Source organism: Streptomyces sp. NPDC093111, from assembly GCF_040683955.1.
Classification (GTDB): Bacteria; Actinomycetota; Actinomycetes; order Streptomycetales; family Streptomycetaceae; genus Streptomyces.
Genome location: NZ_JBFBNW010000001.1, coordinates 106,581 through 130,323, shown reverse-complemented (window position 1 = coordinate 130,323; position 23,743 = coordinate 106,581). Strand labels below are relative to the sequence as shown.

Below are 23,743 nucleotides of genomic sequence, written 5' to 3'. Positions count from 1 at the left end.
CGCGCCCTCACGTCCCCGGCGGGCGGAGCGCGTACCCGCAGCCGGGACGCCCCGCCCGCGACCGGGACGGGGGCAGGTCCGCCCAGCGCCCGTGCCGGTCCGCGTAGTGCGGGCTGAGCGGATGCCCGGACTGCCCGGCGGGCAGCTCCACGGAGAGCGCTCCGTCCGGGGTCACCACCACCCGGCCGGCCGCGCCGAAGCCCGGGACGGCCGTACGGACGGTGTGCAGCATCCCCGCCTGCGGGCGCGGACGGATGCCGAGCACCGGGTTCGCCCACGGCACCAGCGAGGCGAACGGATGCCCCAGACCGACCCGGTTGAGCCGGCCCCACCGCTGCGGGCGCTCCCCCGCCGCCGCCCGTGCGCAGGCGGCGAGGAAGCCGTCGGCGTCGCGCGTCCCGGCGGGCAGCAGCGCCGGGTCGCGGGCCCGCAGGATCGCGAGCAGCGGCCGGTCGAGCGTGCGGAACGGGAAACGGAACGCGGGATCGTGCTCCCGGCAGACGGCGAGGTACGGCGCAAGCACCCGCCCCGCGAGGGTCTCGCGCAGCCGCACCAGCACCCCGAAGGCGCGGGACCCGGTCGACGCGGTGCCGTCCCACCCGGCGAGCAGCGCGCGCAGCGGGTCCCCGGACGGCAGCGCCGCCACCGCGAGGTCCCGGTAGGCCGCGTACAGCCCGGCGGCGACGTCGTGCTGGAGGGCGCGCATCCCGGCCGCGTCGTGCCGGGGCGACGCGCCCAGGACCGTACGGATGCGGCGGGCCCGGTGGCCGGGGTCCAGGTCGAGGCCGATCCGGAAGGCGTCCTCGGGCAGCCCGGCGTCGTTCGCGGACACCAGGACGCCGTCGGCGGGGTCCGTGATCCTGGGGCGTTCGGGACCGGTGAGGTGTCCCTCGGCCGGGTCGGTGCGCGGGGTGCCGGCCGGGCGGCGCGGCAGCAGGCCGGTCGCCAGGTGCGCGCCGCGCCGCCGGTCGGTGACGAGGACGTTGAGGGCGACGCCGTGGGCGCCGTCGAGGACGGCGACGGCCTCGTCCAGGTCCCGCGCGCGGGCGAGGCGCGCGAAGCGGAGGTCGGCGGCCCGCGGGTCGTGGCCGGTCCACCGGACGGCGACCTTCCCGCCCAGCAGCGGCGTCCGGGACACGGGCATGGTGCCGTCGGTGGTGACGTCCACGTCGACCGGCTTCCCGCCCCGCACCCGGATACGTTCCGTCCGGGTCCGCAGGTCCTGTCCGGCCGGGACGAGGTCGAGCACGTCGGCGGTGAGGTTGGTGACGCCCCAGGCGATCCGCCCGTTGGTGCCCGTGAGGACGACCGGCAGCCCGGGGCTCGCGAGCCCGCGCAGCCGGGTGCCCGGCCAGGCCAGGTCGACCTCGTAGAGCACGTTCGGCAGACCCAGCGCCAGGTGCAGGTCGCAGGCGAGCAGCGGCTGCCCGTCGCCCGGGGCGATCCAGCAGTTGGAGCCCGCCACGGCCCGGTCGAGGGCGACCAGGTCGGCCTCGCCCGCGTCGGCGCGGTGCCGGGCCAGGCCCTCGGGCAGGTCCGGGTCCTCGGCGTCGGCCAGCAGGAAGTCGGCGACCGGCCCCGGCAGCGCCCGGCGCACGACCGCCTCGGCCCGCTTGGCCTGCTCGTTGAAGGACAGCGCGTGGAACAGCACGAGCGAGGTGAGCACGCTGTCCTCCACCCGCCACGGCCGCGGCCGGTAGGCGAGGAAGCGGCACTCGAACGGGGTGTGCGCCGCGTAGGCGGCGTTGACCCCCTCGGCGAACGCTTCGAGCAGCTCCCGCTCGGGCCCGTCGAGCCGCTCGGTCGCGGCCCGCGCGGCCCCCGCGAGCCCGAGCCCGCGGTACGCGGTGTCGGCGGGCACCGCGGCCCGCCCCCACACCTCCGCGAGCCGCCCCGCGCCGCTGCGCCGGATCAGGTCCAGCTGGAAACCCCGGTCCCGGCCCATCGCGTACCCGAGGGCGCGGACCGCGTCGTGCTCGCTCCCCGCCGTGATCCGGGTGACGCCGTCACCGCCGCTCTCCGCCTCCACCGGGCCCTCCAGACCCGGCAGTTCGACGTCCCCGGGGCAGCACGGCGCCGACTCGCGCAGGGCCCGCAGCAGCCGCCGCTCGACCGCGAGCCGGGCCCGGTTGCGGTACGCGTACCCGGCGACGGCCGCGACGGCCGCCACCAGCACGCCCGCCGACGCCCACGGCACGGCGAGCAGCGCCGCGGCGAGCACCAGGCCCGCCGCTCCCCCGGCCCCCGCCACCCGCGCCGTGGGCAGCAGCCACAGGCGGCGCAGGCGCGGACGGTGGGCGGGGCACGCCGTCACGGGGCCTCCGCGGCGGGGGCCGCCTCGGCGGGAGTCCCGGCGGGGGCCGCCAGGAGGGCCGCCGCCGTGTCCCGTACGGCCGTCGTGATCGCGGTCAGCAGCTCGGCGGCCAGCGCGTCCGGCGTGGTCGCCGGCTTGTAGCGCAGCTCGAACAGCAGCTCGCCGCCGATCGGCGCGATCCCCAGCACGAAGTCCGAGGCGGTGGCCACCACCCGGGCGCCGAGCACATCGCGCTCGGAGCGGTACGGGGCGAAGACCAGGCCCTCGCCGGGCGCGGCGGACCGGGTCTCCTCCTGCGCGACGAGCATCGCCTCGAAGACCGGGCCCGGCTCCGGGTGCCGCTCGCGGATCCCGGCGAGCACCTCCTCGAACGGCAGCTCCTGGTGGTCGAGCGCGGCGACGCAGACCTCGCGGGCCTGCCGGCCGACCGCCACCGGATCGGGGTCGTCGAGCAGCAGGCGCAGCACCACCGTGTTGGCGACCAGACCCACCACCTCGTCCAGACCGGGCTCGACCCGGTTGGCGAGCATGGTGGCGATCCGGACGTCCCGCTGACCGCTCCACGCCCGCAGCGTCGCCGCGTACGCGCCGAGCACGAGCATGAAGTCGGTCAGGCCGTGCCGGCGCGCGGCGGCCCGCACGGCGGTCATGTCCTCGGCCGACAGGGTCGCCCGGGCCGTCGCCGACCGCAGGCGCTGCACGAACGAGGCCGTTCCCAGCTCGGCGAAGCGGCTGCCGGGTCCGTCGGCGAGCGCGCCCCACGGCGGGGCCAGCCGGTCCCGCCAGAACGCGCGCTGGCGCGCCGCCTCCTCGGTGCCGAGCCAGTCGGCCCGGTCCCGGGCCAGCCCGCCGCTGCCGCGCGGGACCGGCCGGGGCGTGAGCGTGCCGTCGGTGGCCAGCTCGCGGTAGATCCGGGCCGCGTCCGACAACAGCAGGGTGAGCGACCAGCCGTCGCAGACGATGTGGTGGATGTTCAGGAAGACCACGTGCCGGTCGGCGGCCAGCCGGTGCACGGCCACCCGCATGAGCGGCGCCCGGTCCAGCGGCAGCGGCTCGCGCGCGGCGGCGGCCATCAGCTTCTCGCAGGCCCGCGCCGGGTGCGCCTCGCCGCTCAGGTCGGTCACCTCGACGGCGACCGCGACCTTCTCCTCGACCACCTGCACCGGACCGTCGTGAGTGTCCTCGATCCGGGTGCGCAGCGCCTCGTGCCGGGCGGCGAGCTCGGCGAAGGTGCGCTCCAGGAGCGGGAGTTCGAGCGGCCCGTCGGCGCTCAGCGCGCCCGCCATCCCGAACAGGCCGACGCCGGGCAACTGACCCGCGATCTCCCACATCTGGCGTTGCGCGAGGGAGAGCGGGTGGCGGACGGCGGGCGGCCCGGCGGGGGCGGAGCCCGGGGCCGGGGCCGGGGTCGTGGCCGGGGTCGGGGTCGGGGTCTGCTTCGGTTCCGGGCCCGAGGCGAGGGCGGCGGCGACGCCCGCCACGGTGGGCGCCGCCATGAACGCCCGCATGGACAAGGCGCCGTGGCGGGCACGGAGCCTGCTGACCACCTGCATCGCGGCGAGCGAGTCGCCGCCCGCGTCGAAGAACGAGGTCGTGGCGTCGAGCTCCCGGACGCCCAGGACCTCGGTCCAGACGGCCCGGACGTCCGCCTCCAGGGCGGAGCCGGTCGGGGCCGTCGGCGTCACGGGTGCCGTCGCGGCCGGGGCGCCGGGGGCCACGGCGGCGACGGGAGCCACGGCGGCGCCGGGTGCCGTGACCGGCGTCGTGGCCGGCACCGGTGCCGTTCCCGAGGTCATCAGCCGTGCCAGGTCCGCGATTCCCGGCAGCTCCGTGTCGCGGAAGGGGCGGTCGGGGTCGGCGACGATCGCGGCGAGCGCCCGGCGGTGCACCTCGGCCGCGAGGACCAGGGTGCTCTCGGGCAGGGCCGCCGCGTCGTACTCCATCAGGAGCCGCAGCTCCTGGGTGCGGACGTCGACGGTGAAGGCCGAGCTGTACGCGTAGTGGGTGGACTCCAGCTCGTCCGCGTCGAGCAGCTGGAGGGCGCCGTCCCGGACCATCCGCCGGGTGTTGTGGTAGTCGGTGAAGTTGAAGCTGGAGTCGAACATCGGCTCCGGCCCGTACGCGCTCTGGATCGCGGCGTTCGGGTACCAGCGGTGCCGGATGACCTCCTGCTCCTCCTCGTGCGCGCGGGCCGCGAGTTCCGCCCAGGTCTGTCCCGCGAGCGCGACCCGCAGCGGGAGCTGGTTGAGGAAGAGGCCGAGGACCCGGTCGGCGTCCTGGGTCTCGGGGCGGCAGGCGACGACCATGCTGGTGCCCACGGAGTCGGCGCCGGTCAGCCAGGACACGACCCGCAGGTGCGAGGCGGCGAGCAGCGCCTTGAGCGGCACGCCGAGCCGCGCCGCGGTGGCGCGCAGCGCGTCGAGCTGTCCGGTGAAGTGCGCGTGGTGCTGGCGCATGACGGGCGCGCCCGCCCGGTCCGGGGCGACCAGCCGGGTCCTGCCGGCGGTGCGGCCGGCCCAGAACTCCCGGTGCCCGGCGTCGGCCACGGCCCGCTGTTCCAGGGCCACGTAGTCGCCGAACGCGGTGCGCGGGCGGGGCAGCGGCGGGGCCGTGCCGGTGGCGAGCAGGGCCTGGTACTGGGCCTGGAGGTCCTCGAAGAAGATGTTCACCGACCAGCCGTCGAGGATGGCGTGGTGGTGGGTGAAGATCAGCTGGTAGGCGTCGGGCGAGGTGGTGAGCACGACGAGCCGGAGCAGCGGCGGCGCGGACAGGTCGAAGTCGGTGGCGGTCTCGCGCGCCACGACCTGCCGGATCCGTTCCCGCTGCGCTTCGTCGTCGAGCCGGGTCAGGTCCTCGAAGTCGACCGGCACGGTGACGCCGGTGTGCACGCGCTGCACGGGGCCGAGCGGGTGGGCCAGGTCGAAGCCGGTGCGCAGGATCGGGTGCGCGTCGGTGACGGCCTGCGCGGCGGCGCGGAAGGCGGCCGGGTCCATCGTTCCGCGCACCCGGTAGCTGAGCATGATGTGGTAGACGCGGGCGCCGGGCGCCATCTCCTGGTGGTAGATCATCCCGGACTGAAGGGCGGTCATCGGGAACGCGTCGACGACGTCGGGCGGGAAGGCCGCCGGAGCCGCCGACGGGACCTCGGCAGGCGTCGGAAGCAAGGCGAACGGCTCGCGTACGGCGGGTGGTTCGGCGTCCTCGGTGGCCAGTGGCGCGAGGGCGGCGACGGTCGGCGCGGCGTACACGTCCTGGACGGTCAGGCCGAGTCCCCGGTCCTTCGCGAGGCCGACCAGGCGGATGGCGCGCATGGAGTCGCCGCCCGCGTCGAAGAAGTCGGTCCCGGTGCCCACGGAGGGGTCGCCGAGGACCTCGCGGAACAGGTCGAGCAGCACGGTCTCGCGGGCCCCGACGGGCCGGGCGCCGGGCCCGGGGGCCGTCGGCGTACCGGACGGGGCGGCGGAGGCGGCGGCGACCACGGCCGCGCGGTCCAGCTTGCCGTTGGTGGTCAGCGGCAGCGCGGCCACGACGGCGACGGTGCGCGGCACCATGTAGCGGGGCAGTGTGGTACGCACGGCGGCGAGGAGTTCCGCCGGTTCGGGCGCGGCACCGGCGGCGGGGACGACGACGGCCACCAGGTGGGCGCCGCTGTCGTCGGTGGTGACGGCCGCTCCGGCGGCGTCGACGCCGGGCCGGGCGGAGAGCGCCGCCTCGATCTCGGCGAGCTCCACCCTGAAGCCGTTGACCTGCACCTGCCGGTCGCGGCGGCCGAGGTAGGCGAGGGTGGCGCCGTCGCGCCGGGCGAGGTCGCCGGAGCGGTACATGCGGGCGCCGGGCACGTCGGTGAAGGGGTCCGGCAGGAACCGCAGGGCGGTCTCCCGGGGCCGGCCGAGATAGCCGTCGCTGACCTGCGGGCCGCCGACGTAGATCTCGCCGACGCAGCGGTCCGCGACCGGCACGCCGTCGTCGTGCAGGACGTGCAGCGCGGTGCCGGGCAGCGGGGTGCCGATGTCCGACTCGGCGGTCCGTACGTCCTCGGGGCGCAGCAGGCGCCAGGAGGCGTGCACGGTCGTCTCGGTGATCCCGTACATGTTGACGAGCTGGGTCCGGTCGCCGACCTCCTCGTACCAGCGCTCGACGAGCCGCCGGTCGAGGGCCTCGCCGGCGAACAGCACGTAGCGGAGGTGCGCGGTGGAGTCGGGGCGGGCGGCGAGCGCGGGGAGCATCACGGTGAGCGCGGACGGCGTCTGGCTGAGCACCGTCACCCGCTCGCGGGCGCAGAGTTCGGCGAACTCCTCCGGCTCCCAGGTCGTCAGGCGCGGCACCACGACGAGCCGCCCGCCGTGCAGCAGGCAGCCGAACAGCTCGTACATCGACACGTCGAACGAGCAGGCGTGGAAGAGGGTCCACACGTCGTCCGGGCCGAGGCCGTAGCCGCCGGCGGTGGCGTCGAGGAGGCTGAGCACGTTGCGATGGGTGACCCGGACGCCCTTGGGGCGGCCGGTGGACCCGGAGGTGTAGATCACGTACGCGGCGGCGTGCGCCGGCACCGGAGCCAACGGGGCCTGTTCGCGGGCCAGTTCGGCGAGGGTGGCGCGGACGCCCGGGACGGTGGCGTCCTCGGTGATCGTGAGGCGGGCGCCCGAGTCGTCGAGGACGTCGGCCACCCGGGCGGTGGGCCAGGACTCGTGGAGGACGAGCGAGGCGGCGCCGGAGGCCATCACCCCGAGGATCGCGACCACCAGGTCCAGGCCGCGCGGCAGCGCGACCGCGACGACCTGCCCGGCGCCGACGCCCCGGGCCCGCAGCCCGCCCGCCGTCGCCTCGACCCGGGCCAGGAGCTCCGCGTACGACAGGGCGCCCTCGGGCGCGGTGACGGCGATCGCCTCCCCGCGCGCACGGGCCTGCTCCACGAGGCGCCCGGTCAGCGACTCGTCGGCGCCCGGCACCCGGTCGGGCGCGGCGACGGCCCCGGGCGCGGCCACCCCGAAGGCGCCGGCGGCCAGCGTCGCCGCCGGGGCGGACGGGTCGGCCACGGCGGCGGTGAGCACGGCGACGACGGTCGCGCCGATCGCGGCGGCGTCCGCGTCGGCGACGGCCCGCCGGTCCGCCTCGATCTCGACGGTGAGGGTGTCGCCGTCGTCGCGGACCAGGAAGTTCAGGTCGTACTTGGCGCCGACCTGCTCGACCTCGACGGCCTCGATCGCGAGCCCGGGGAAGACGGGCGCGGGCGGGGCGGCGCCGAGGTCGGTGACGATGACGTTGAACGTGGCGCCCGAGCCCGCCACGCCGTCCGGCACGGGCGCGTGGCGTACGGCCCCGAGGACGGCGGTCCTGGTGCGGCGGACGAGCTCGGTGAACGGCGCGGTGGCGGTCGCGTCCAGGCGCACCGGCACCATGTCGAGCAGCAGGCCCACGACCCGCTCCAGGCCGGTGCGGTCGCGGCGGGAGGTCGGCATGCCGACCACGAGGTCCTCGCGGCCGGTGGACCGGGACAGTGCGACGGCCACGCCGGTGGAGACGACGGTGAACAGGCTCGCCCTGCTCCGCTCGGCGAGCCGCCGCAGCGCGGCGGTGGTGTCGGCCGGGACGACGGCCCGGTGCGCCCGCCCGCGCTCCGGCGCGGCCCCGTCGCGCGGCGGCGGCAGCGGCAGCGCGCCCAGCGAGGCGTCGTCGAGCCGCTCGCGCCAGTACCTGCGGGCGTCGGCCAGGTCGGCGTAGGCGAGCCGGTCGGCCTCCCAGCGGGCGTAGTCGACCATCCCGACGGAGGCGGCGGCGGGCGGCGGCTCCTCGCCCACGACCCGGCTCGCGTAGCAGCGCGCCAGGTCGTCGAGGAGCGGGTCGAAGGAGGAGCCGTCGGCGATGACGTGGTGGAGGACGAAGAAGAAGACGTGGTCGTCGGCGCGGTGCACGGGATCGGGCCCGGCGCCGCGAGCGGTGTCGGGCCCGGCGCCGCTGACGGGATCCGGCCCGGTGCCACGAAAGGGATCGGGTCCGGTGCCGCGAACAGGAGCGCTCCCGGTGCCACGAACGGGATCCGGCCCGGCACCCGTCCCCCCGATCCGGAACAGTCGCATCACCACCGGCGGTGCCGTGTCCAGGGCGAGTGGCTCGTCGGCCAGTCGGGCGCATTCGGCCGCGCAGGCGTCGAGGTCGGGTGCGTCGGTGACCAGGAGCGGGGGTTCCACGGAGGGCAGGACCTGCTGCCGGGGCTCGCCGCCGGTGACCGGGAAGCGGGTGCGCAGCGAGGGGTGCCGGTCGTGGAGGTCGCGGAGCGCGGCGGTGAACGCCTCGCGGTCGAGGGGGCCGCGCAGCCGCAGGGCCGCGCACAGGTTGTACGTGCCGTCCTCGGCGAAGTAGGTGGTGGCCCAGAGCGAACGCTGGGCGGCGGTCAGCGGCCCGGTGTCCCCCGCGGACACCGGGGGCCAGGTCAGCCGCTCGCGGCGGCCGACCAGCTCGGCCAGTTCGTCCCGGTGCCGCTTCATCTCGGCGAGCAGCTCGGGCGGCGGCGTCTCGCCCCGGCCCCGGTAGCGCAGCCGGTCGTCGGCGAGGGTGAGCGTCACGCCGAGGTCGTCCAGGCGGCGCAGCAGGTCCCGTGCGGTCACAGCTCTCCCTCGAAGACCGGTTCGGCGGCGGGCCGTTCGGCGATCAGCCGGTCCAGCTCGACGGCGATCTCCTCGATCGTGCCGAGCTCGAAGAAGTCCGCCAGCTCCAGCTCCACGCCGGTGAGTTCGGAGAGCCGGTACAGCGCCTGCACGGCGAGCATGGAGTGGCCGCCCAGCTCGAAGAAGTCCTCGTCGACGGGGACCGTCTCCAGCTCCAGCACTTCACGCCAGACCGCGGCGACCTGATCCTGAGTGGACATCGTCCTCACCTCTCACCGAGTGCCGGTACCGCGTGGGGGTTGGCCGCGCCGGTCCGCAGCACCTCGGCCAGCGCCGTCGTCCAGCCGCCGACCGTGGGCGCGTCGAGCACCTCCGGCCAGAACAGGACCTCCAGGCGCAGCCGGTCGTTCTCGCCGGAGACGTCGATCATCAGGTCCAGGTCCATGACGGGGTCGGCCAGTTCGCGCGGCACGACCTCCAGGTCCTTCAGGGCCAGCCCGGTGCGCCAGGCGCCCTGGTGGGTGACCTTCACCTGGAACAGCGGGAAGCGGCCCGCCTGCCGCGGCGGGTTCACGGCCGCGACGAGCTTGTGGAAGGGCAGCCGGTCGTTCTCCTGCGCGCCGAGCACCCGCGTCCGCGCCAGGTCGAGGAGTTCGCCGAAGGTGGGGGCGGTGCCGGGCGAGAAGCGGACCGGGAGCTGGTTCACGAAGGTGCCCATGAGCTCCTCGCTGCCGGGCCACGAGCGGTTGACCGCGTCGATGCCGAGGACCAGGTCGGTGGCGGCGGTGGCGTCCCGGAGCACGACGTACGAGGCGGCCAGCACCGCCATGAACGGGGTGGCGCCGTGGGCGCGGGCCGTCGCGGCGAGCGCGGCGGTCTCCTCGGCCGTGAGGTGGGTGACGACGTGGTCGGTGACGAAGGCCGGCTTGGCGGGGCGCGGGCGGTCCAGCGGCAGGTCGATCGCGGGCGGCGCGCCGGCGAGCTGCCCGGTCCAGTACCGGGTGCACTCCTCGGCCTCGGGGCCGGCCAGCCAGCTCCGTTCGGCCTCCACGTAGCGGGAGAACGAGGTGCGGGGCAGGGGCACTTCGGTGTCGCCGGCGAGGTGGCGCTCGTAGTACTCGGCGATGTCCCGCTTGAGCACGTCGAGGGACCAGCCGTCGGCGACGAGGTGGTGCATCGCGAAGGTGAGCACGTGGTGGGCGTCCGTGACCCGTTCGAGGCGGGCGGTGGCCAGGGGCGGTTCGGGCGTGCGGGCGGAGATCGCGAAGTCGCCTGTCGTGCCCTCCTCCAGGACGATCTCGGCGGTGGGACGCACGACGGCCTTGGGGATGCCGCGTTCCTGGGTGAAGACGGTCCGCAGCGGCTCGTGCCGGGCGACGAGCGCGGCGAGCGCGTGCCGCAGCGCGTCGCGGTCGAGCCGTCCGCGCAGGTCGAGCGAGAGGATCAGCAGGTTGGGCGCCTTCTTGCGGTGCAGCTGCTCGAAGAACCAGAGGCGTTCCTGCCCGGAGGAGAGGGTGCCGGCCGGGCCGGTGTCCTCGTGCGGGGCGACGGGTTCCGCCGCCTCGACCGCCGCGAGCAGGCCGCGGGCGGTCGGCCGGGACAGGAAGGCGCGCAGGGAGGTGCCCTCGGCGTCGAAGCGGGTGCGGGCGGTGGAGACGAGGGTCATCGCCGTCAGCGAGTCGCCGCCGGAGATGAAGAAGTCGTCGTCCGGGCCGACGGCCGGGACGCGCAGGGTCTCGGCGATCAGGGCGGACACGGTGTCCAGGGTGGCGGCCACGGGCGTGCCCGGCCCGGCGGCCGTGGCGGTCCCTGCCCCTGCCCCGGCCTCGGCCCCGGCCTCGGTCCCGGCCTCGGCGGACGGCAGGTCCTCCAACGCCCGGTAGGCGATCTTCCCGGAGGTGTTGACCGGGAGCCGGTCGAGGACGGTCACCTCGTGCGGGACGAGGTAGGCGGGGGCGACGGCGCGCACGGCGGTGAGGACGTCGGCGGCGGCGTTCAGCGTCACGAAGGCCCGCAGCCGTCCGCCGGTGTACACGCAGGCGGCGGACTGCACCTCGGGAACGCGGAGCAACTGGGCTTCCACATCGCCGAGTTCGACCCGGTGGCCGCGGATCTTCACCTGGCGGTCGCGGCGCCCGTGGAAGTCGATCGTGCCGTCGGCGGCGCGGCTCGCGCGGTCGGCGGTGCGGTACAGGCGGGCGCCGGGCGTGCCGGACAGGTGGTCGGGGACGAAGGTGAGCGCGGTGCGCACCGGGTCGCCGATGTAGCCGCGGCCGACGCCGTCGCCGCCGACGAGGAGCTCGCCCTCGGCGTCGCCGGGCAGCTCGTGGCCCTCGGCGTCGACCACGTACAGGCGCGTGTTGAGGACCTCGCGGCCGATCGACGGCCAGGCGCGGGCGGCGCTCTCCTCGGCGGTCACGAGGTGGTGGGTGACGTCGTCGGAGCACTCGGTGGGGCCGTAGGCGTTGACGATCGGGATGTCCGGGCAGTGCTCGTACCAGCGGGTGGCGACGGCGCCGGGCAGCGCCTCGCCGGTGGCGACGAGGTAGCGCAGCGAGGAGAGTCCGGCGCGCGTCTCGTCGTCGAGCTGCGCGGTGAGCACGGCGAGGAAGGACGGGACGATCTCCAGGACGGTGACGCCGTGCCGCCGCACCCAGGCGACGAGCTCGGCGGGTTCGGCGATGTTCCGCGGCGAGGCGACGGCGACGCGGGCGCCGACGGTGAGCGAGGTGAGCGTCTGCCAGACCGAGATGTCGAAGGAGAGCGGGGCGGTGAGGCCGATGGAGTCGGCCGGGCCCAGGTCCAGGTCGACGATCTTGGCGGCGATGTGGTTGTCCATGCCGCCGTCCTGGACCATCGCGCCCTTGGGCGTACCGGTCGACCCGGACGTGAAGATCACGTACGCGAGCCCGTCCCGCGCCCGCCCGGCCACGACACCGGCCGAGCCGGCCGCACCCGCCGCGTCCGCCGCGCCGCCCGGCTGTCCGGCGACCGGCTCCCGGGCGCCAGGCACCCCCGGCACCCCAGGCACTCCCGGCACCCCGAGCTCCCCCGGCTCCCCCGCAACCAGCACCGCCGGTGCCGGATCGAGGCCCTCGGCGATCGCCGCGGCGAACTCCTCGTGTCCCGGGGCGGCGAGCAGGATCCGTACGTCGGCGCCGGCGCACATCTGGTGGGCGCGCCCGATCGGGACGCTCGGTTCCACGGGGACGAACGCGGCACCGGCGAGCAGCGTGCCGAGCATCATCGCGACATAGCCGGGCCCCCGGTCGGCGACCAGCGCGACCATCGTCTCGGGCCCGGCACCGGCGGCCCGCAGCGCCGCCGCGTGACCGCGGGCGGTGGCGTCGAGCGCGGCGTAACTGGTGGTGACCCCGTCGGCCACCACGGCGGGCGCGCCGGGGTCCCGTTCGAGGGCGGCGGCGAACCGCGACAGCAGGGGACGCACGACCGGCTCGGTCATGTTCAGCTCCTTTCGGCCGCGGTGCCCGCGGGAACCAGTTCGGCGAGGGGGGCGGCACCGGCCGTGACCAGCGCCTGGACCGTGGCGCGCAGCCGGTCGGCGAACGCGGCGACGCCGGCCGCGTCGAACCGGCTCGTCCGGTAGCGGTAGGACACCCGGTAGCCGCCGTCCCGCTCCTCGATGTCGACGAGCAGCGGGTACGGGGCCGACGCGGCGTCCAGGTCGGTCGGCTCGACCTCCAGGCCGGCCAGCTCGACGGGGGTGCCGGGCGGCTGCATCACGAGCATCACGTCGAACGGGGAGCCGTCCCCGTCGGGTGCCGGGGTCAGCAGCGGCACCAGTTCCTGGAAGGGCACGTGGGCGCACCGGTAGGCCCGCAGCGCCCCGGCGCGCACGGCGGCGAGGGCGTCGGCCGCCGGGTCGGCCGGGGACAGCTCCACGGCCAGCACCGACACGTTGAGGAGCGGGCCGACGACCTGCCGCCACTCGGCCCGGTCGCGCTGGGCGATGAGCGTGCCCAGCACGACCAGCTCCCGCTCGTCCGACCCGCTGTGGGCGAGCGCGGCCAGCGCGGTCGCGAACACCATGTACGGGGTGACCCCGGCGCGTCCGGCGAGTTCGCGCACGGCCGCGCCGAGCCCGGCGTCGAGGACGTCGGCGTGCCCGCCGGCCTCCTCCTCGTCCGGGGCGGGCGGCGCCGCCCGGTCCGGCAGCGGCGCGAGGACGGCCCGACGGCCCGTCACGTCCTGCCAGAGCGCGGCGAGTCCGGCCCGGTCGCGGGTCTCCCACCAGGAGCGTTCGTCGTGGCAGTAGTCCGCGAAGCCGTACCCCGCCGCCGGCGGCTCCAGCCCGTTGTAGCGGTCGGCGAGACCGTTCAGGAACACGGTGAGGGACCAGCCGTCGCAGGCGATGTGGTCGATGTTCACGAAGAGGCCCCAGTCGCGCTCGCCGAGCCGCGCGAGCAGCGCCCGGAACGGCGGCTCGCGCCGCAGGTCCGCGACGACCGCCGCCTCGTCGGCGACGAGCCGGTCGAAGACCTCGTCGCCGAGTTCGGCGACCGGGCCGCGCAGGTCCAGGCGGTCGAGCGCGAACTCCTCCGCCGGGCGCGCCGTCCAGGTCAGCTCGCCGCCGTCGGTGGCGAACCGGGCGAGCAGCACGGGGTGCGCGGCCAGCGTGTCGCGCAGCGCCGTCTCCAGCGCGTCCTCGTCCAGGTCGCCGCGCAGCCGCAGCACGCCGGGCATGTTGTACGTCGGCGAGTCGGGGTCCATCTCGCGCAGGAACCAGAAGCGCTGCTGCGCGGCGCTCGCCGGCACCGGCGCGGCCGGGTCGGCGGGGGCCCGCCCGGCGGTGTGCCGGGCGGTCGCCGGGTCGGCCTCGCGGACGGCGGCGACGAAGTCCCGCAGCCGCGGCCGGGCGAACACGGCGTCGACCTGGAGCCGCACGCCGAGCAGGGCGGCGACCCGGTCGATCATCGTGAGCGCGAGCAGCGAGTGGCCGCCGAGCTGGAAGAAGCTGTCGTCCCAGCCGACCTCGTCCCGTTCGAGGAGCTCCGCCCACAGGGAGCGGACGGTCGCGGCGAGCGGGTCGTCGAGGCCGGCCCCGGTCCGGCTCGTCTCCGGCGCCGTGAACTCCAGCGACCGGTAGTCGACCTTGCCGTTCTTGGAGCGGGGCAGCCGGCCGAGCTCGGCGATGATCGTGGGGATCATGTGCCGGGGCAGGCGTTCGGCGAGCACGGCGCGGAACCGCTCGTCCTCGTCGACGCCGAGGACGGCCGCCGGGCCCTCGGGGCCGCCGGGCCGGGACACGTAGCCGACGAGCGAGGCGCCCGCCGGTCCGGTGTGCACCTTCACCGCGGCCTCGACGACGCCGGGGCAGCGGCGCAGCGCGGACTCGACCTCGCCGACCTCGATCCGCTGGCCGCGGATCTTGATCTGGGTGTCGGCCCGGCCCAGGAACTCCAGGTTCCCGTCGGCGTCGACCCGCCCCAGGTCACCGGTCCGGTACAGGCGCCCGCCGGGCCCTGCCGCGTACGGGTCGGGCACGAACATCTCGGCGGTGCGCCGCGGGTTGCCTCGGTAGCCGCGCCCGACCGCCCCGCCGCCGACGTACAGCAGTCCGACCACACCGGCCGGCACGGGCCGCAGGTGCTCGTCGAGGACGTGCACGGTGGTGTTGGCGAGCGGCAGGCCGACGGCGGTGGTCAGCGGCCCGTCCGGGCCGGAGCCGCACAGCCCGGCGGTGACGTCGTCGGTGCACTCGGCCGGCCCGTACGCGTTGTGCACGGGGATCGCGGGCAGCTCGCGCACCCAGCGCCGCAGCACGTCCTGGGTCAGCGACTCGCCCGTGGACAGCATCACGCGCAGCGCGCCCGGGCGGGCGGCGAGCCCGGCGTCGAGGAGGGCCACGATGTTGGACGGCACCAGTTCCAGCATGGTGACGCCGCCGTCCACGACGGCCTCCAGCAGGCTCGCGGGCGACTGCGAGTCCGGCTCGGGCACGATCCGCACCCGGCCGCCGATCATGATCGGGGTGAGCAGCTGCCACACCGAGATGTCGAAGGACACCGGGGCGGTCTGGGCGACGCAGTCGTGCTCGGTGAGCGCGAAGTGCTCCGCCATCTGCCACATGTGGTTGGTGACGCCGTAGTTCGTGGAGACGGCCGCCTTCGGCACCCCGGTGGAGCCGGAGGTGTGGATGATCGTCGAGGTGGCGTGCTCGTGGCAGAGCCGCGGCGGGCGCGTGGTGCTGTGGCCGGAGGCCAGCTCGGCCAGGTCGAACACCGGCCGGTCGCCGAAGAGATGACGTCCGGACGGGGTGGCGATGATCGCGGCCGGGCGGACCGCCTCGACCATCGCCTCGGCGCGCAGCGGCGCCTCGCGCGGGCTGATCGGCACGTAGGCGCCGTCGGCCTTGTGCAGGGCGACCAGCGCGACCAGGTAGTCCGCGGAGCGGTCCGCGCTCATCACGACGGTACGGTCGGTGGCCACCCCGGCCGCCCTCAGCCGCTCGGCCGCGTGGTTGGCGCGGGCGTCGAGCTCGGCGTAGGTCAGCGTGACCGTGCCGTCGTCGACGGCGACGGCGTCCGGGGTGCGGTCGGCCCAGCGCTCGAAGGAGTCGAGGTAGTTCTCGGGCCTCGGTACGTCGGGGCCGACGGCCCGCGCGAGGAGCACCGCGGCCTCGTCCGGGGTGAGCAGCGGCAGCTGCCCGTCGCCGTCCGCGCCGATCCCGGCGAGCAGCGTCGGCAGGGTACGGGCGACCAGCTCGGCCTGTTCGCGGCTGACCCGGGCGTCGTCGTACTGGAGCTGGAAGTCCAGCACGTCCTCGCGGACCGCCACGTTGAGCCCGAGGTCGGACTGCGTGGTGTGGTCGGGGACCCGGTGACCGTGCAGGGTCGCGGCGCCGGCGGGCAGCGCGGCCCGCTCGTCGCCCGTCACCACGGCCGCCGCGCCGGGCAGGGAGCCGGTGTAGCAGGTGAACATGGCCTGGAAGACGGTGGCCGTCGCCGAGTCGCGGTCGGGGTTGACCGCCCGCACGATCTCCGACAGCGGCTGGTCCGCGTGGTCGAGGACATCGAGGACGTGCCGGTGGGTGGCGGCGGCGAACGCGTCGAACGGCGTCAGCGCGCGGTACGCCGAGCGGACCGGCACCACGTTGACCAGGTACCCCACCCAGTCGGCGCGGGCCCGGTCGGTGCGCCCCGCGTACGGGACGCCCACGAGCAGGTCGGCCTGGCCGGACAGGCGGTGCAGCAGCACCTGGTAGGCGGCGAGCAGCAGGTTGTGCAGGGTCAGGCCGTGCGCGCGGGCGTACGCGGCGAGCGGCGCGGCGGGCACGGAGAACGCGAGCGACTCGCGGGCCGCGCCGGGCGCGGGGGTGCCGAGGTTCGGCAGGGTCAGGGTGGGGAGTTCGCCGTCGAGCTCGGCGCGCCAGAAGGCGCCGTGGTCGGGCTCCGGCGCCGGCGCGGGCACCGCGGCGGGGGCCAGGGTCTCCCCGTCGAGCGCGGCGGCCAGGTCGGCGACGACCAGCGCGAAGGACGACACGTCGCACACGAGGTGGTGCAGCGACAGCGCGAACAGCCAGTCGCCGTCGCGGCGCAGCAGCGCGGCCCGCAACGGGACGCCGGCGGCCAGGTCGAACGGCCGGGTCGCGAACTCCCGATACCAGTCGCCTTCTTGGACCGCGTCCCAGGCACGGGCGTCGACGGTCTCCACGGGGACGGTCCCGGGCTGGGGGGTCCCCGACTTGGGGGTCTCCGCCTCGGAGGTCCCCGCCCCGGCCCCGGACCGTTCGCGGACCTCGGCGTGCGGCGCGCCGTCGCGGGTGGTGAGTGCCAGGCGCAGGCTCGGGTGTCGGTCGGCGACAGCGGCGAGCGCGGCGCGGAAGGCCGCGGGTTCGACGGTGCCGGTGACGCGGAACGCGCGGGTCACGTTGTAGTCGCCGCCGGGCGCGGCGCGGTGCAGGAACCACAACGCGCGCTGGGAGGCGTTGAGTTCGTAGCCGCCCGGCTGCTCCGTGGCGGCGGGCGAGGTGCCCGGGCCGGCCGCTTCGGCGAGCGCGGCGAGTTCGCCGATCGAGCCGGCGCGCAGCGCGACGGTCGGCGCCAGTTCGACGCCGAGCGCGTCCGCGAGGTCCTGCCGGATCCGCACGGCGGTCAGCGAGTCGGCGCCCAGGTCGGCGAGGGACGTCTCGGGCGCCGGGGCCTCGGGCAGGCCCAGCAGTTCGCCGATGTGGGCGCAGAGCGCGGCCGTCAGCGGGGCGCCGGCCAGCCGCTCGGTGAGCGAGGAGCCGCGGCCGGTCAGGGTGTCGGCCAGCAGCACGGGCAGGTCGCCGGCGAGGTGCCGCTCCCGTGCCGCGTACCGCTGGACCTTGCCGCTGGACGTCTTGGTGATGGTGCCGGGCGGCACGAGCAGGACCGTGCGCGCGGTGACGCCGTGGATCCGGGACAGCGTGGCCCGTACCCGGGCGGCGATCTCGCCGTACCGGGCGGGCGCGGTCCGCGGCTGCACCTCCTGGCAGACGACGACCGACTCGTCCCCGTCGAAGCCGTCCGGGCCCGGGGCGTCCTCGGTGGGCGCGTTCGCCACGCCGAAGACGGCGGTGCGGCCCGGCCGGACGTCGGGGTCGCAGACGCCCGCGTCGGCCTCCAGGTCCTCGGGGTAGATGTTGCGCCCGCGCTGGACGATCAGGTCCTTGCCGCGCCCCACGACGAACAGTTCGTCGCCGTCGCGGAAGCCGAGGTCGCCGGTGCGCAGGAACTCCCCGAAGGGCTCCTGTCCCCAGTAGCCGGTGCCGTTGCTGCCGCCCGCGACGGTGATCTCGCCGACCTGCCCGGCGGCCAGCTCGGCGCCGGACGCGCGGTCGACGACCCGTACGTCGGCGTGGTCGGGCAGCCGGTACGCGGTGAGCTCCCGGCCGTCGTCGAAGGTGCGGGAGACGGTGGGGGCGACGGTGGTCACGAGCAGCGTGGACTCGGCGAGGCCGTAGCAGGGCAGGTGCGCCCCGGAGCGGAAGCCGGTGTCGCGGAAGGCCGCCGAGAAGGCCCGCAGGGTGCGCGGGTAGACCTGGGCGGCGCCGTTGAACGCCACCCGCCAGCGGGACAGGTCGAGCCCGGCCTTCTCCTCCTCGGTGACCTTGCGGACGCACAGCTCGTACGCGAAGTTGGGCCCGCCGCTGATGTCGGCGCCCTCCTCGCTGATGGTCCGCAGCCAGCTCGCGGGGCTCCGCAGGAACGACAGCGGGTCGAGGACGACGCCCCGGGCCCCGGCGTACAGCGGCTGGAGCATCGCGCCGATGAGGCCCATGTCGTGGTGGAGCGGCAGCCAGCTGACGATCGTGGAGTCCTGCCGCACGCCGAACGAGCGCTGGATGGCGGCCTCGTTGTGCATGAGCGCGCCGTGCGTCACGACGACCCCGCGCGGGGTGCTGGTCGAGCCGGACGTGTACTGGAGGAAGGCGAGGTCGTCGGCGCCCGCGACGGGCAGCCCGGCCCCGTCGTCGAACCCGTGGTCCACCGCGGCCCCCGCGGCCCCGGCGTCCGCGCCGACCCGGTCGGCGAGCAGCCAGTCGTGCGCCTGCGCGAAGGCGCGCAGCTCCGGGTCCTCGCCGGCCAGGACGAAGTCCCGTACGAAGGACAGCGACACGACCAGCGAGACCTCGCAGTCCCGCGCCACGTTCAGGACGCGCCGCTGCGCCGCCCCGTCCAGCGGCAGCGGCACCGGCACGGCGACCACACCGGCGGCGAGGCAGCCGAGGAACGCGGGCGCGAACTCCGGCGCCGTCGGGAACAGCAGCAGCACCCGCGCGCCGGGCCGCACCTTCGCCAGCAGCGCGCGGGCGACGGCGCGGGACCGTGCCGTGAGCTCCGCGTACGACAGGTCGACCCGGTCTCCGCCGCCGACCGGCGCGACCGACAGCGCCACCTTGTCGGGGGTGCTCAGGGCGTGCTCGGCGAGCCGGGCCACCAGCCCGCCGGGACCGAACCCCGTCCACCCGCTCGACCCGCTCGCCCCGGTCATCGCGCTTCCTTCCAGTCGAACCGTACGGCCGCCTCGCTCGCCCCGAACATGAGCCGGGGGTCGAGCAGCCGGGTGCCCGCCGGGTCGATCGTGAACCCGGTGGTGGCGTCGAGCAGCTTCGCCAGCGCGATCCGGATCTCCACCCGCGCGAGCGGCGCGCCCAGGCAGTAGTGGATGCCGTGGCCGAAGGCGATGTGCGGGTTGGGCGTGCGTTCGATGTCGAAGACGGCGGGCCGGTCGAAGACCCGCGGGTCGCGGTTGGCCGCCGCGATCCACACCGACACCGTCTGCCCGGCCGGGATCTCGTGCCCGCCGACCACCACGGCCCGGGTGGTCTTGCGATCGACCCGGGTGGTCTCGGAGCGGTAGCGCATGACCTCGTCGATGGTCCGGTGCAGCAGGTCGGGCCGGGTCCGCAGCAGGGCCTGCGCCTCCGGGTGCCGGGCCAGCACGATCATCGAGTTGACGAGGGTGAGGGTGGCGGCCTGCCCGGTGGACATGAGCAGGGCGATCAGTCCGGCGATCTCCTCGTCGCCGAGCCGCTCGCCGTCCACCTCCGCCGCGATGAGTGCGCTGGTCAGGTCGTCGGCCGGGGCGGCCCGCCGCCGGGCGACGAAGCGGTGCAGGAACGCCTCGGCGATCTGCGTCTTGGTGAGGACCGTCTGCAGACCGTTCTGCTCGGCGCCCGGGTCGGCGAGCGCGAGCAGCGCCTGCGACCACTCCTGGAAGAGCCGCAGCCCGTTGCCGGGGATGCCGAGCATCCGGGCGATGACGGTGGCCACGACCGGCGAGGCGAACTCCCGGACGAACGACACCTCTTCCCGGCCCCGCAGGCCGTCCAGGATGGTGTCGACGGTCTCGTGGACCATCGGCTCCAGCTCGGCGACGTACCGCGGGGTGAAGGCCTGGCTGACCAGGGCCCGCAGGTTGCGGTGCCGGGGCGGGTCCATCCAGGTCAGGTTGCCCTTGCGGTACAGGCGCATCGGCGAGTCGTCGGACACCGGCCGCACCACGGCGTTGGAGAACGCGCCGTGGTCGGCGAGGACGTCCTTGACCTCCTGGTGGCCGAAGACGTGCCAGCCCCCGCCGCCGGGGGCCTGCTCGACCGGCTCGCGGGCCCGCAGCCAGTCGGCCAGTGCCGCCTCGTCGGCGGGCGGGGGCGTCCAGACGCTCGTCGTCACGCTCATGCTCCCTTGGTTGCGACCGGTGTCAGGTGTTCGGCGACCCAGTCGTCCGCGTAGACCGTGTCGGCGTACGGCTCGCCGTTGTCGGCGCACAGGAACGCCACCACGGGCTCCGGGCCGCCGTACCCCTCGAAGTGGCGGGTGATCGCGGCGTACACGCAGCCGGTCGAGCCGCCCGCGTAGATGCCGTGGTCGTGCAGCAGCGCCCGGCAGCCGGCCACCTCGTCCCGCTCGGACAGCACGACGACCTTCCCGATCCACGCCGCGTCGACCAGCGGCGGGCGGATGCTGGATCCGATGCCCGGGATGAGCCGGCGGGCCGGCGGGGCGCCGAAGATCGCCGAGCCCTCGACGTCGACGGCGATCACCAGGGCGTCCGGCTGCTCCTTGCCGAGCCGGTGCGACAGGCCGTTGACCGTCGCGCCGGTGCCGACGCCCACGAACAGGTAGTCGATCGGGCCGAGGTCGGCGAGGAGTTCGCCGGCGGTCAGCTCGTAGTGGCCGCGCGCCCCGTCCGGGTTGGCGTACTGGTCGGGCCAGTACACGTCGGGCAGTTCGGCGCGCAGCTGCGCCACCCGGCCGAGCCGGCTGAGGAGGTAGCCGCCCGTGCCGTCCGGTTCGGTGACCTTCTCGACCCGCGCGCACTGGCGGCGCAGGGTCCGCTCGGTGGCCGCGTTGACGTTCGGGTCGAGGACCGGCACGAACGGCACGTCCAGCTCGTTCAGGAACGAGGCCAGGGAGAGCGCGAAGTTGCCGGAGGAGGACTCGACCACCGTGGTGTCCCGGGTGATGTCCCCGCGCCGTACCGCCTCGCGCAGGATCCAGATCGCGGCCCGGTCCTTGGCGCTGCCGGTGCGGTTCTCCGACTCCATCTTGGCGTAGAGCCGGATCCCGGGGTGCGGCAGCCGCACCACCCGGGTCCTCGGCAGGTCCCGCAGCAGCGCGTCCACCCGGTCGAGCAGCGGCCGGTCGACCCGGGCCGCCCGCCGCGGGGCGCCCGGGTGCCCCGGGTGTCCCGGGCCGCCGGACTCAGCGGGCGGCGACACGGAACCCCATGTCGTAGCAGCTGTAGTCCGGCAGGTTGTAGATACGCACCCAGGCCAGGCAGCCGCGCGGGTCGTGGTTGTTGTAGAAGGAGCCGCCGCGGATCACGCCCAGCGGGATGGTGCCGGCCCGCGTCTTGATGACCCGGCGGGGCTTGTTCTCGTCGAACGGGTAGTGGTGGAAACCGTTGGACATGATCTCCCACACGTTGCCCGTGATGTCCTCGACGCCGTACGGGCCGGCCGCCTTCGGGAACGCGCCGACGGGGCTGGTGTCGGCGACGACCATCGTGTGGTTGCAGTGCTCGGCGGTCGGCTCCTCGTCGCCCCACGGGAAGCGGCGCCCGTCGGTGCCGCGCGCGCACTTCTCCCACTCGGCCTCGTTGGGCAGCCGGGTGCCGGTCCACTCCGTGTACGCGACGCAGTCCGCGTAGCTGACGTGGGTGACGGGGTGGTCGTCCTTGCCCTCCACGGTGGAGCCCTCGCCGCGCGGGGTGCGCCAGGTCGCGCCGTCGATCGCCTTCCACAGGTAGTCCTGGTCCGGGATGATGACGGCCGGGTCGCCGATCCACACCCAGCTCTTGCCGGCCTTCTCGGCGTCGGTCACATGGCCGGTCGCCTCGACGAACCGCCGGAAGTCCGCGACCGTCACCGGGCGCTTGGCGATCCGGAACTCCGGTACGTCGACGCGGTGTTCGGGCGCGGCGGCGCGGGGCTTGCCGTCCTCCCTGAGCTCGTCGGAACCCATGATGAAGGGTCCGCCGGGGATGGTGACCCAGTAGTCCGCGGGGAATGCCTCGGCGGGCATGACTTCGGCCGTCACCTCGGTCACAGGTTCTCCTTCAGTAGGTCAGGATGCGGTTGCGTGAGAGACGCTGCTGTCGTTGCTGTCGCGGCCGGAGCGGGGGTCGCTCCCGTCGGGCCCGGCGGCCCGGTCGTCGAGGCAGTACTGCCGGACGACGGAGAGCGGCGCGCTGCCGGCCCGTACCAGGCGGTCGTGGAAGCCCTTCGGACCGGCGGCCGGGGCCGTCGCGCCGGAGAGCTCCCGCCACCGCCTGATGTGCAGTTTTCCGAGCGTGTACATGGCGCGGGCCGGCTGCGCCGCCGTGGCCAGCACCTCGCGGCCGGCGCGCTCCGGCGACCACGCGCAGAGCGTGGCGGCCTCGGCGGCGGCGGCACCGAACTTGCTCCGCCCGGCGTGGACGGAGAGGAAGACGAGCAGGCGGGTGGCGGCCTCCAGGGCGAACCGCAGCGCGGCCACCTCGACGAGCGGACGGTCCTCGGCGAGGCCGCGCTCGATCGCCAGCTCCTCGGTGTAGTGCGCCCAGCCCTCGGTGGCCCCGGGGAACCAGGGCACGCAGCGGCGGATGAGGCCCGCGCGCCCGGGGGTCGCCTCGTGGTGCAGGAAGTGGCCGGGCAGGACCTCGTGCACCGCGATGATCTCGAGCATCGGCTCGTTCAGGTAGTCGCGGAGCGCGGCGGGATCGCGCGGCTCCGGGACGTGCAGCACGTGCGGCTGCGGCACCTTCTCCAGCGGGCCGCCCGGGTCGAAGACGACCACGGCGGAGGTCGACAGATCGCGTACGGGGCGGATGTCGAGCCGCTGGGTGCCGGTCAGGGTCACGACGTCCTGCTCGGCCCAGAACCCGTGGAGCCGGTCGATGATCCGCGCCAGCGTGCCGGTCACCGAGCCCTCCGGGAGACGGGCGCTCAGCAGGCCGTACAGCTCCTGGCGGCTGCTCGCCCCCAGGCGGGCGGCGAGCGCGTCGAGGCGGGCGGTGAGGTTGCGGACCTCGGCCGCCGCCTCGGCGAGCAGCTCGTCCACCGGGGTGTCGACGCCTTCGGCGGCCTCCAGGTAGGCGGCGAGCAGCTCGGGCCCGAGGACCGCCCGGACCGGCCGGGTGGCCGCGACGGCGTCCGCGAAGCCGGTGAACGCCGCGCTCGCCCGGCCGGCCTGCTCTCGCAGCGGCCCGTCCGCCCACTCGGGCCGTGCGGTGACGAGTCGGTCGACCAGGTTCCGTACCGACACCGCCCGGGCGCGGGCGTTCTCGACGCCGCCGACGCGCTCGCCGGCCGGCAGGGTGCGGCCGAGCGTCCCCGCGGCGGCCGCGAGGAAGTCCGGCAGCGCGCCGAGGTGGCGGGAGAGCGCGCCGATCCGCTCGTCGAGCGGCGCGTAGTCGCCGCGCAGGTAGACGTGGAGGTCGGTCTCGGCCAGCCAGCCTTCCGGCCCGCGGTGGGCCCGGCCCGCGCCGGTGATCCGGAACCGCTCGTCGGTGAGCACCCGCGCCGCCGTGCCGAGGTCGGCCCGGAGCTCCGGGTCGGCGTCCCGGGGCAGGGCGTCGAGGTGCCCGGTCACGGTGGCCAGCAGGCCGTCGAGGACGGCGGGCGAGTCGGGTACGACCTCGGGCAGCCGGCCGTCGAAGTCGTGCCGGCCCGCCCGTCTGGCGACCTGCGGATAGCGGTCGAAGACGTGATCGACGACAGCGGAAACAGAACTCAGGGCACCAGACGTCATTGCCACTCCCCGTAGTGCCGCACCTGGGGGGCGACAAATGGCGTTTCGTTCAGGTCAACCGAGCAGGGCGAGCGGACCGGGCGGGTGGACCGGACGGGTGGCCC

9 protein-coding genes are annotated in these 23,743 nt (G+C 75.7%); all 9 read right to left on the bottom strand.

What is annotated here, in order from left to right; all coding sequences use genetic code 11:
- Positions 1-7 precede the first annotated feature (7 nt).
- The 9 genes from AB0Q96_RS00560 to AB0Q96_RS00520 are packed head-to-tail and all read right to left on the bottom strand — an operon-like array spanning position 8 to position 23,639.
- The gene (locus tag AB0Q96_RS00560; RefSeq protein ID WP_365320820.1) at positions 8-2,314 is read right to left on the bottom strand and encodes a penicillin acylase family protein; all 2,307 of its coding nucleotides are present in this window, start codon (positions 2,312-2,314) and stop codon (positions 8-10) included.
- Positions 2,311-8,919 carry an amino acid adenylation domain-containing protein gene (locus AB0Q96_RS00555; RefSeq protein WP_365320819.1) on the bottom strand — a complete coding sequence of 2,203 codons (6,609 nt, stop codon included), beginning with the start codon at positions 8,917-8,919 and terminating at the stop codon, positions 2,311-2,313. Before AB0Q96_RS00555 ends, AB0Q96_RS00560 begins: the two co-directional genes overlap by 4 nt.
- Positions 8,916-9,179, bottom strand: a complete 264-nt coding sequence (locus tag AB0Q96_RS00550; protein ID WP_329422683.1) for a phosphopantetheine-binding protein — start codon at positions 9,177-9,179, stop codon at positions 8,916-8,918. The genes AB0Q96_RS00555 and AB0Q96_RS00550 overlap by 4 nt, the downstream gene beginning before the upstream one ends.
- Before the next feature lie 5 nt (positions 9,180-9,184).
- Positions 9,185-12,382: an amino acid adenylation domain-containing protein gene (locus AB0Q96_RS00545; protein WP_365320818.1), complete on the bottom strand. Its 3,198-nt coding sequence runs from the start codon at positions 12,380-12,382 to the stop codon at positions 9,185-9,187.
- 2 nt (positions 12,383-12,384) lie between these two features.
- Positions 12,385-18,897: an amino acid adenylation domain-containing protein gene (locus tag AB0Q96_RS00540; RefSeq protein WP_365320817.1), complete on the bottom strand. Its 6,513-nt coding sequence runs from the start codon at positions 18,895-18,897 to the stop codon at positions 12,385-12,387.
- The gene (locus AB0Q96_RS00535; RefSeq protein WP_365320816.1) at positions 18,894-20,084 is read right to left on the bottom strand and encodes a cytochrome P450; all 1,191 of its coding nucleotides are present in this window, start codon (positions 20,082-20,084) and stop codon (positions 18,894-18,896) included. The genes AB0Q96_RS00540 and AB0Q96_RS00535 overlap by 4 nt, the downstream gene beginning before the upstream one ends.
- The gene (locus AB0Q96_RS00530; protein WP_365320815.1) at positions 20,081-21,127 is read right to left on the bottom strand and encodes a pyridoxal-phosphate dependent enzyme; all 1,047 of its coding nucleotides are present in this window, start codon (positions 21,125-21,127) and stop codon (positions 20,081-20,083) included. The genes AB0Q96_RS00535 and AB0Q96_RS00530 overlap by 4 nt, the downstream gene beginning before the upstream one ends.
- On the bottom strand, positions 21,111-21,956 hold the full coding sequence (locus tag AB0Q96_RS00525; protein WP_365320814.1) for an SUMF1/EgtB/PvdO family nonheme iron enzyme: 846 nt from the start codon (positions 21,954-21,956) through the stop codon (positions 21,111-21,113). Before AB0Q96_RS00525 ends, AB0Q96_RS00530 begins: the two co-directional genes overlap by 17 nt.
- Positions 21,957-21,974: 18 nt before the next feature.
- Positions 21,975-23,639, bottom strand: coding sequence for a DUF885 family protein (locus AB0Q96_RS00520; protein WP_365320813.1), 1,665 nt, complete (start codon positions 23,637-23,639; stop codon positions 21,975-21,977).
- Positions 23,640-23,743: the final 104 nt, after the last annotated feature.

Excerpts from the sequence above, each read along its gene's own strand:
- AB0Q96_RS00550 (WP_329422683.1), bottom strand. The coding sequence starts at position 9,179 with ATGTCCACTCAGGATCAGGTCGCCGCGGTCTGGCGTGAAGTGCTGGAG.
- AB0Q96_RS00545 (WP_365320818.1), bottom strand. The coding sequence starts at position 12,382 with ATGACCGAGCCGGTCGTGCGTCCCCTGCTGTCGCGGTTCGCCGCCGCC.
- AB0Q96_RS00540 (WP_365320817.1), bottom strand. The coding sequence starts at position 18,897 with ATGACCGGGGCGAGCGGGTCGAGCGGGTGGACGGGGTTCGGTCCCGGC.
- AB0Q96_RS00535 (WP_365320816.1), bottom strand. The coding sequence starts at position 20,084 with ATGAGCGTGACGACGAGCGTCTGGACGCCCCCGCCCGCCGACGAGGCG.
- AB0Q96_RS00520 (WP_365320813.1), bottom strand. The coding sequence starts at position 23,639 with ATGACGTCTGGTGCCCTGAGTTCTGTTTCCGCTGTCGTCGATCACGTC.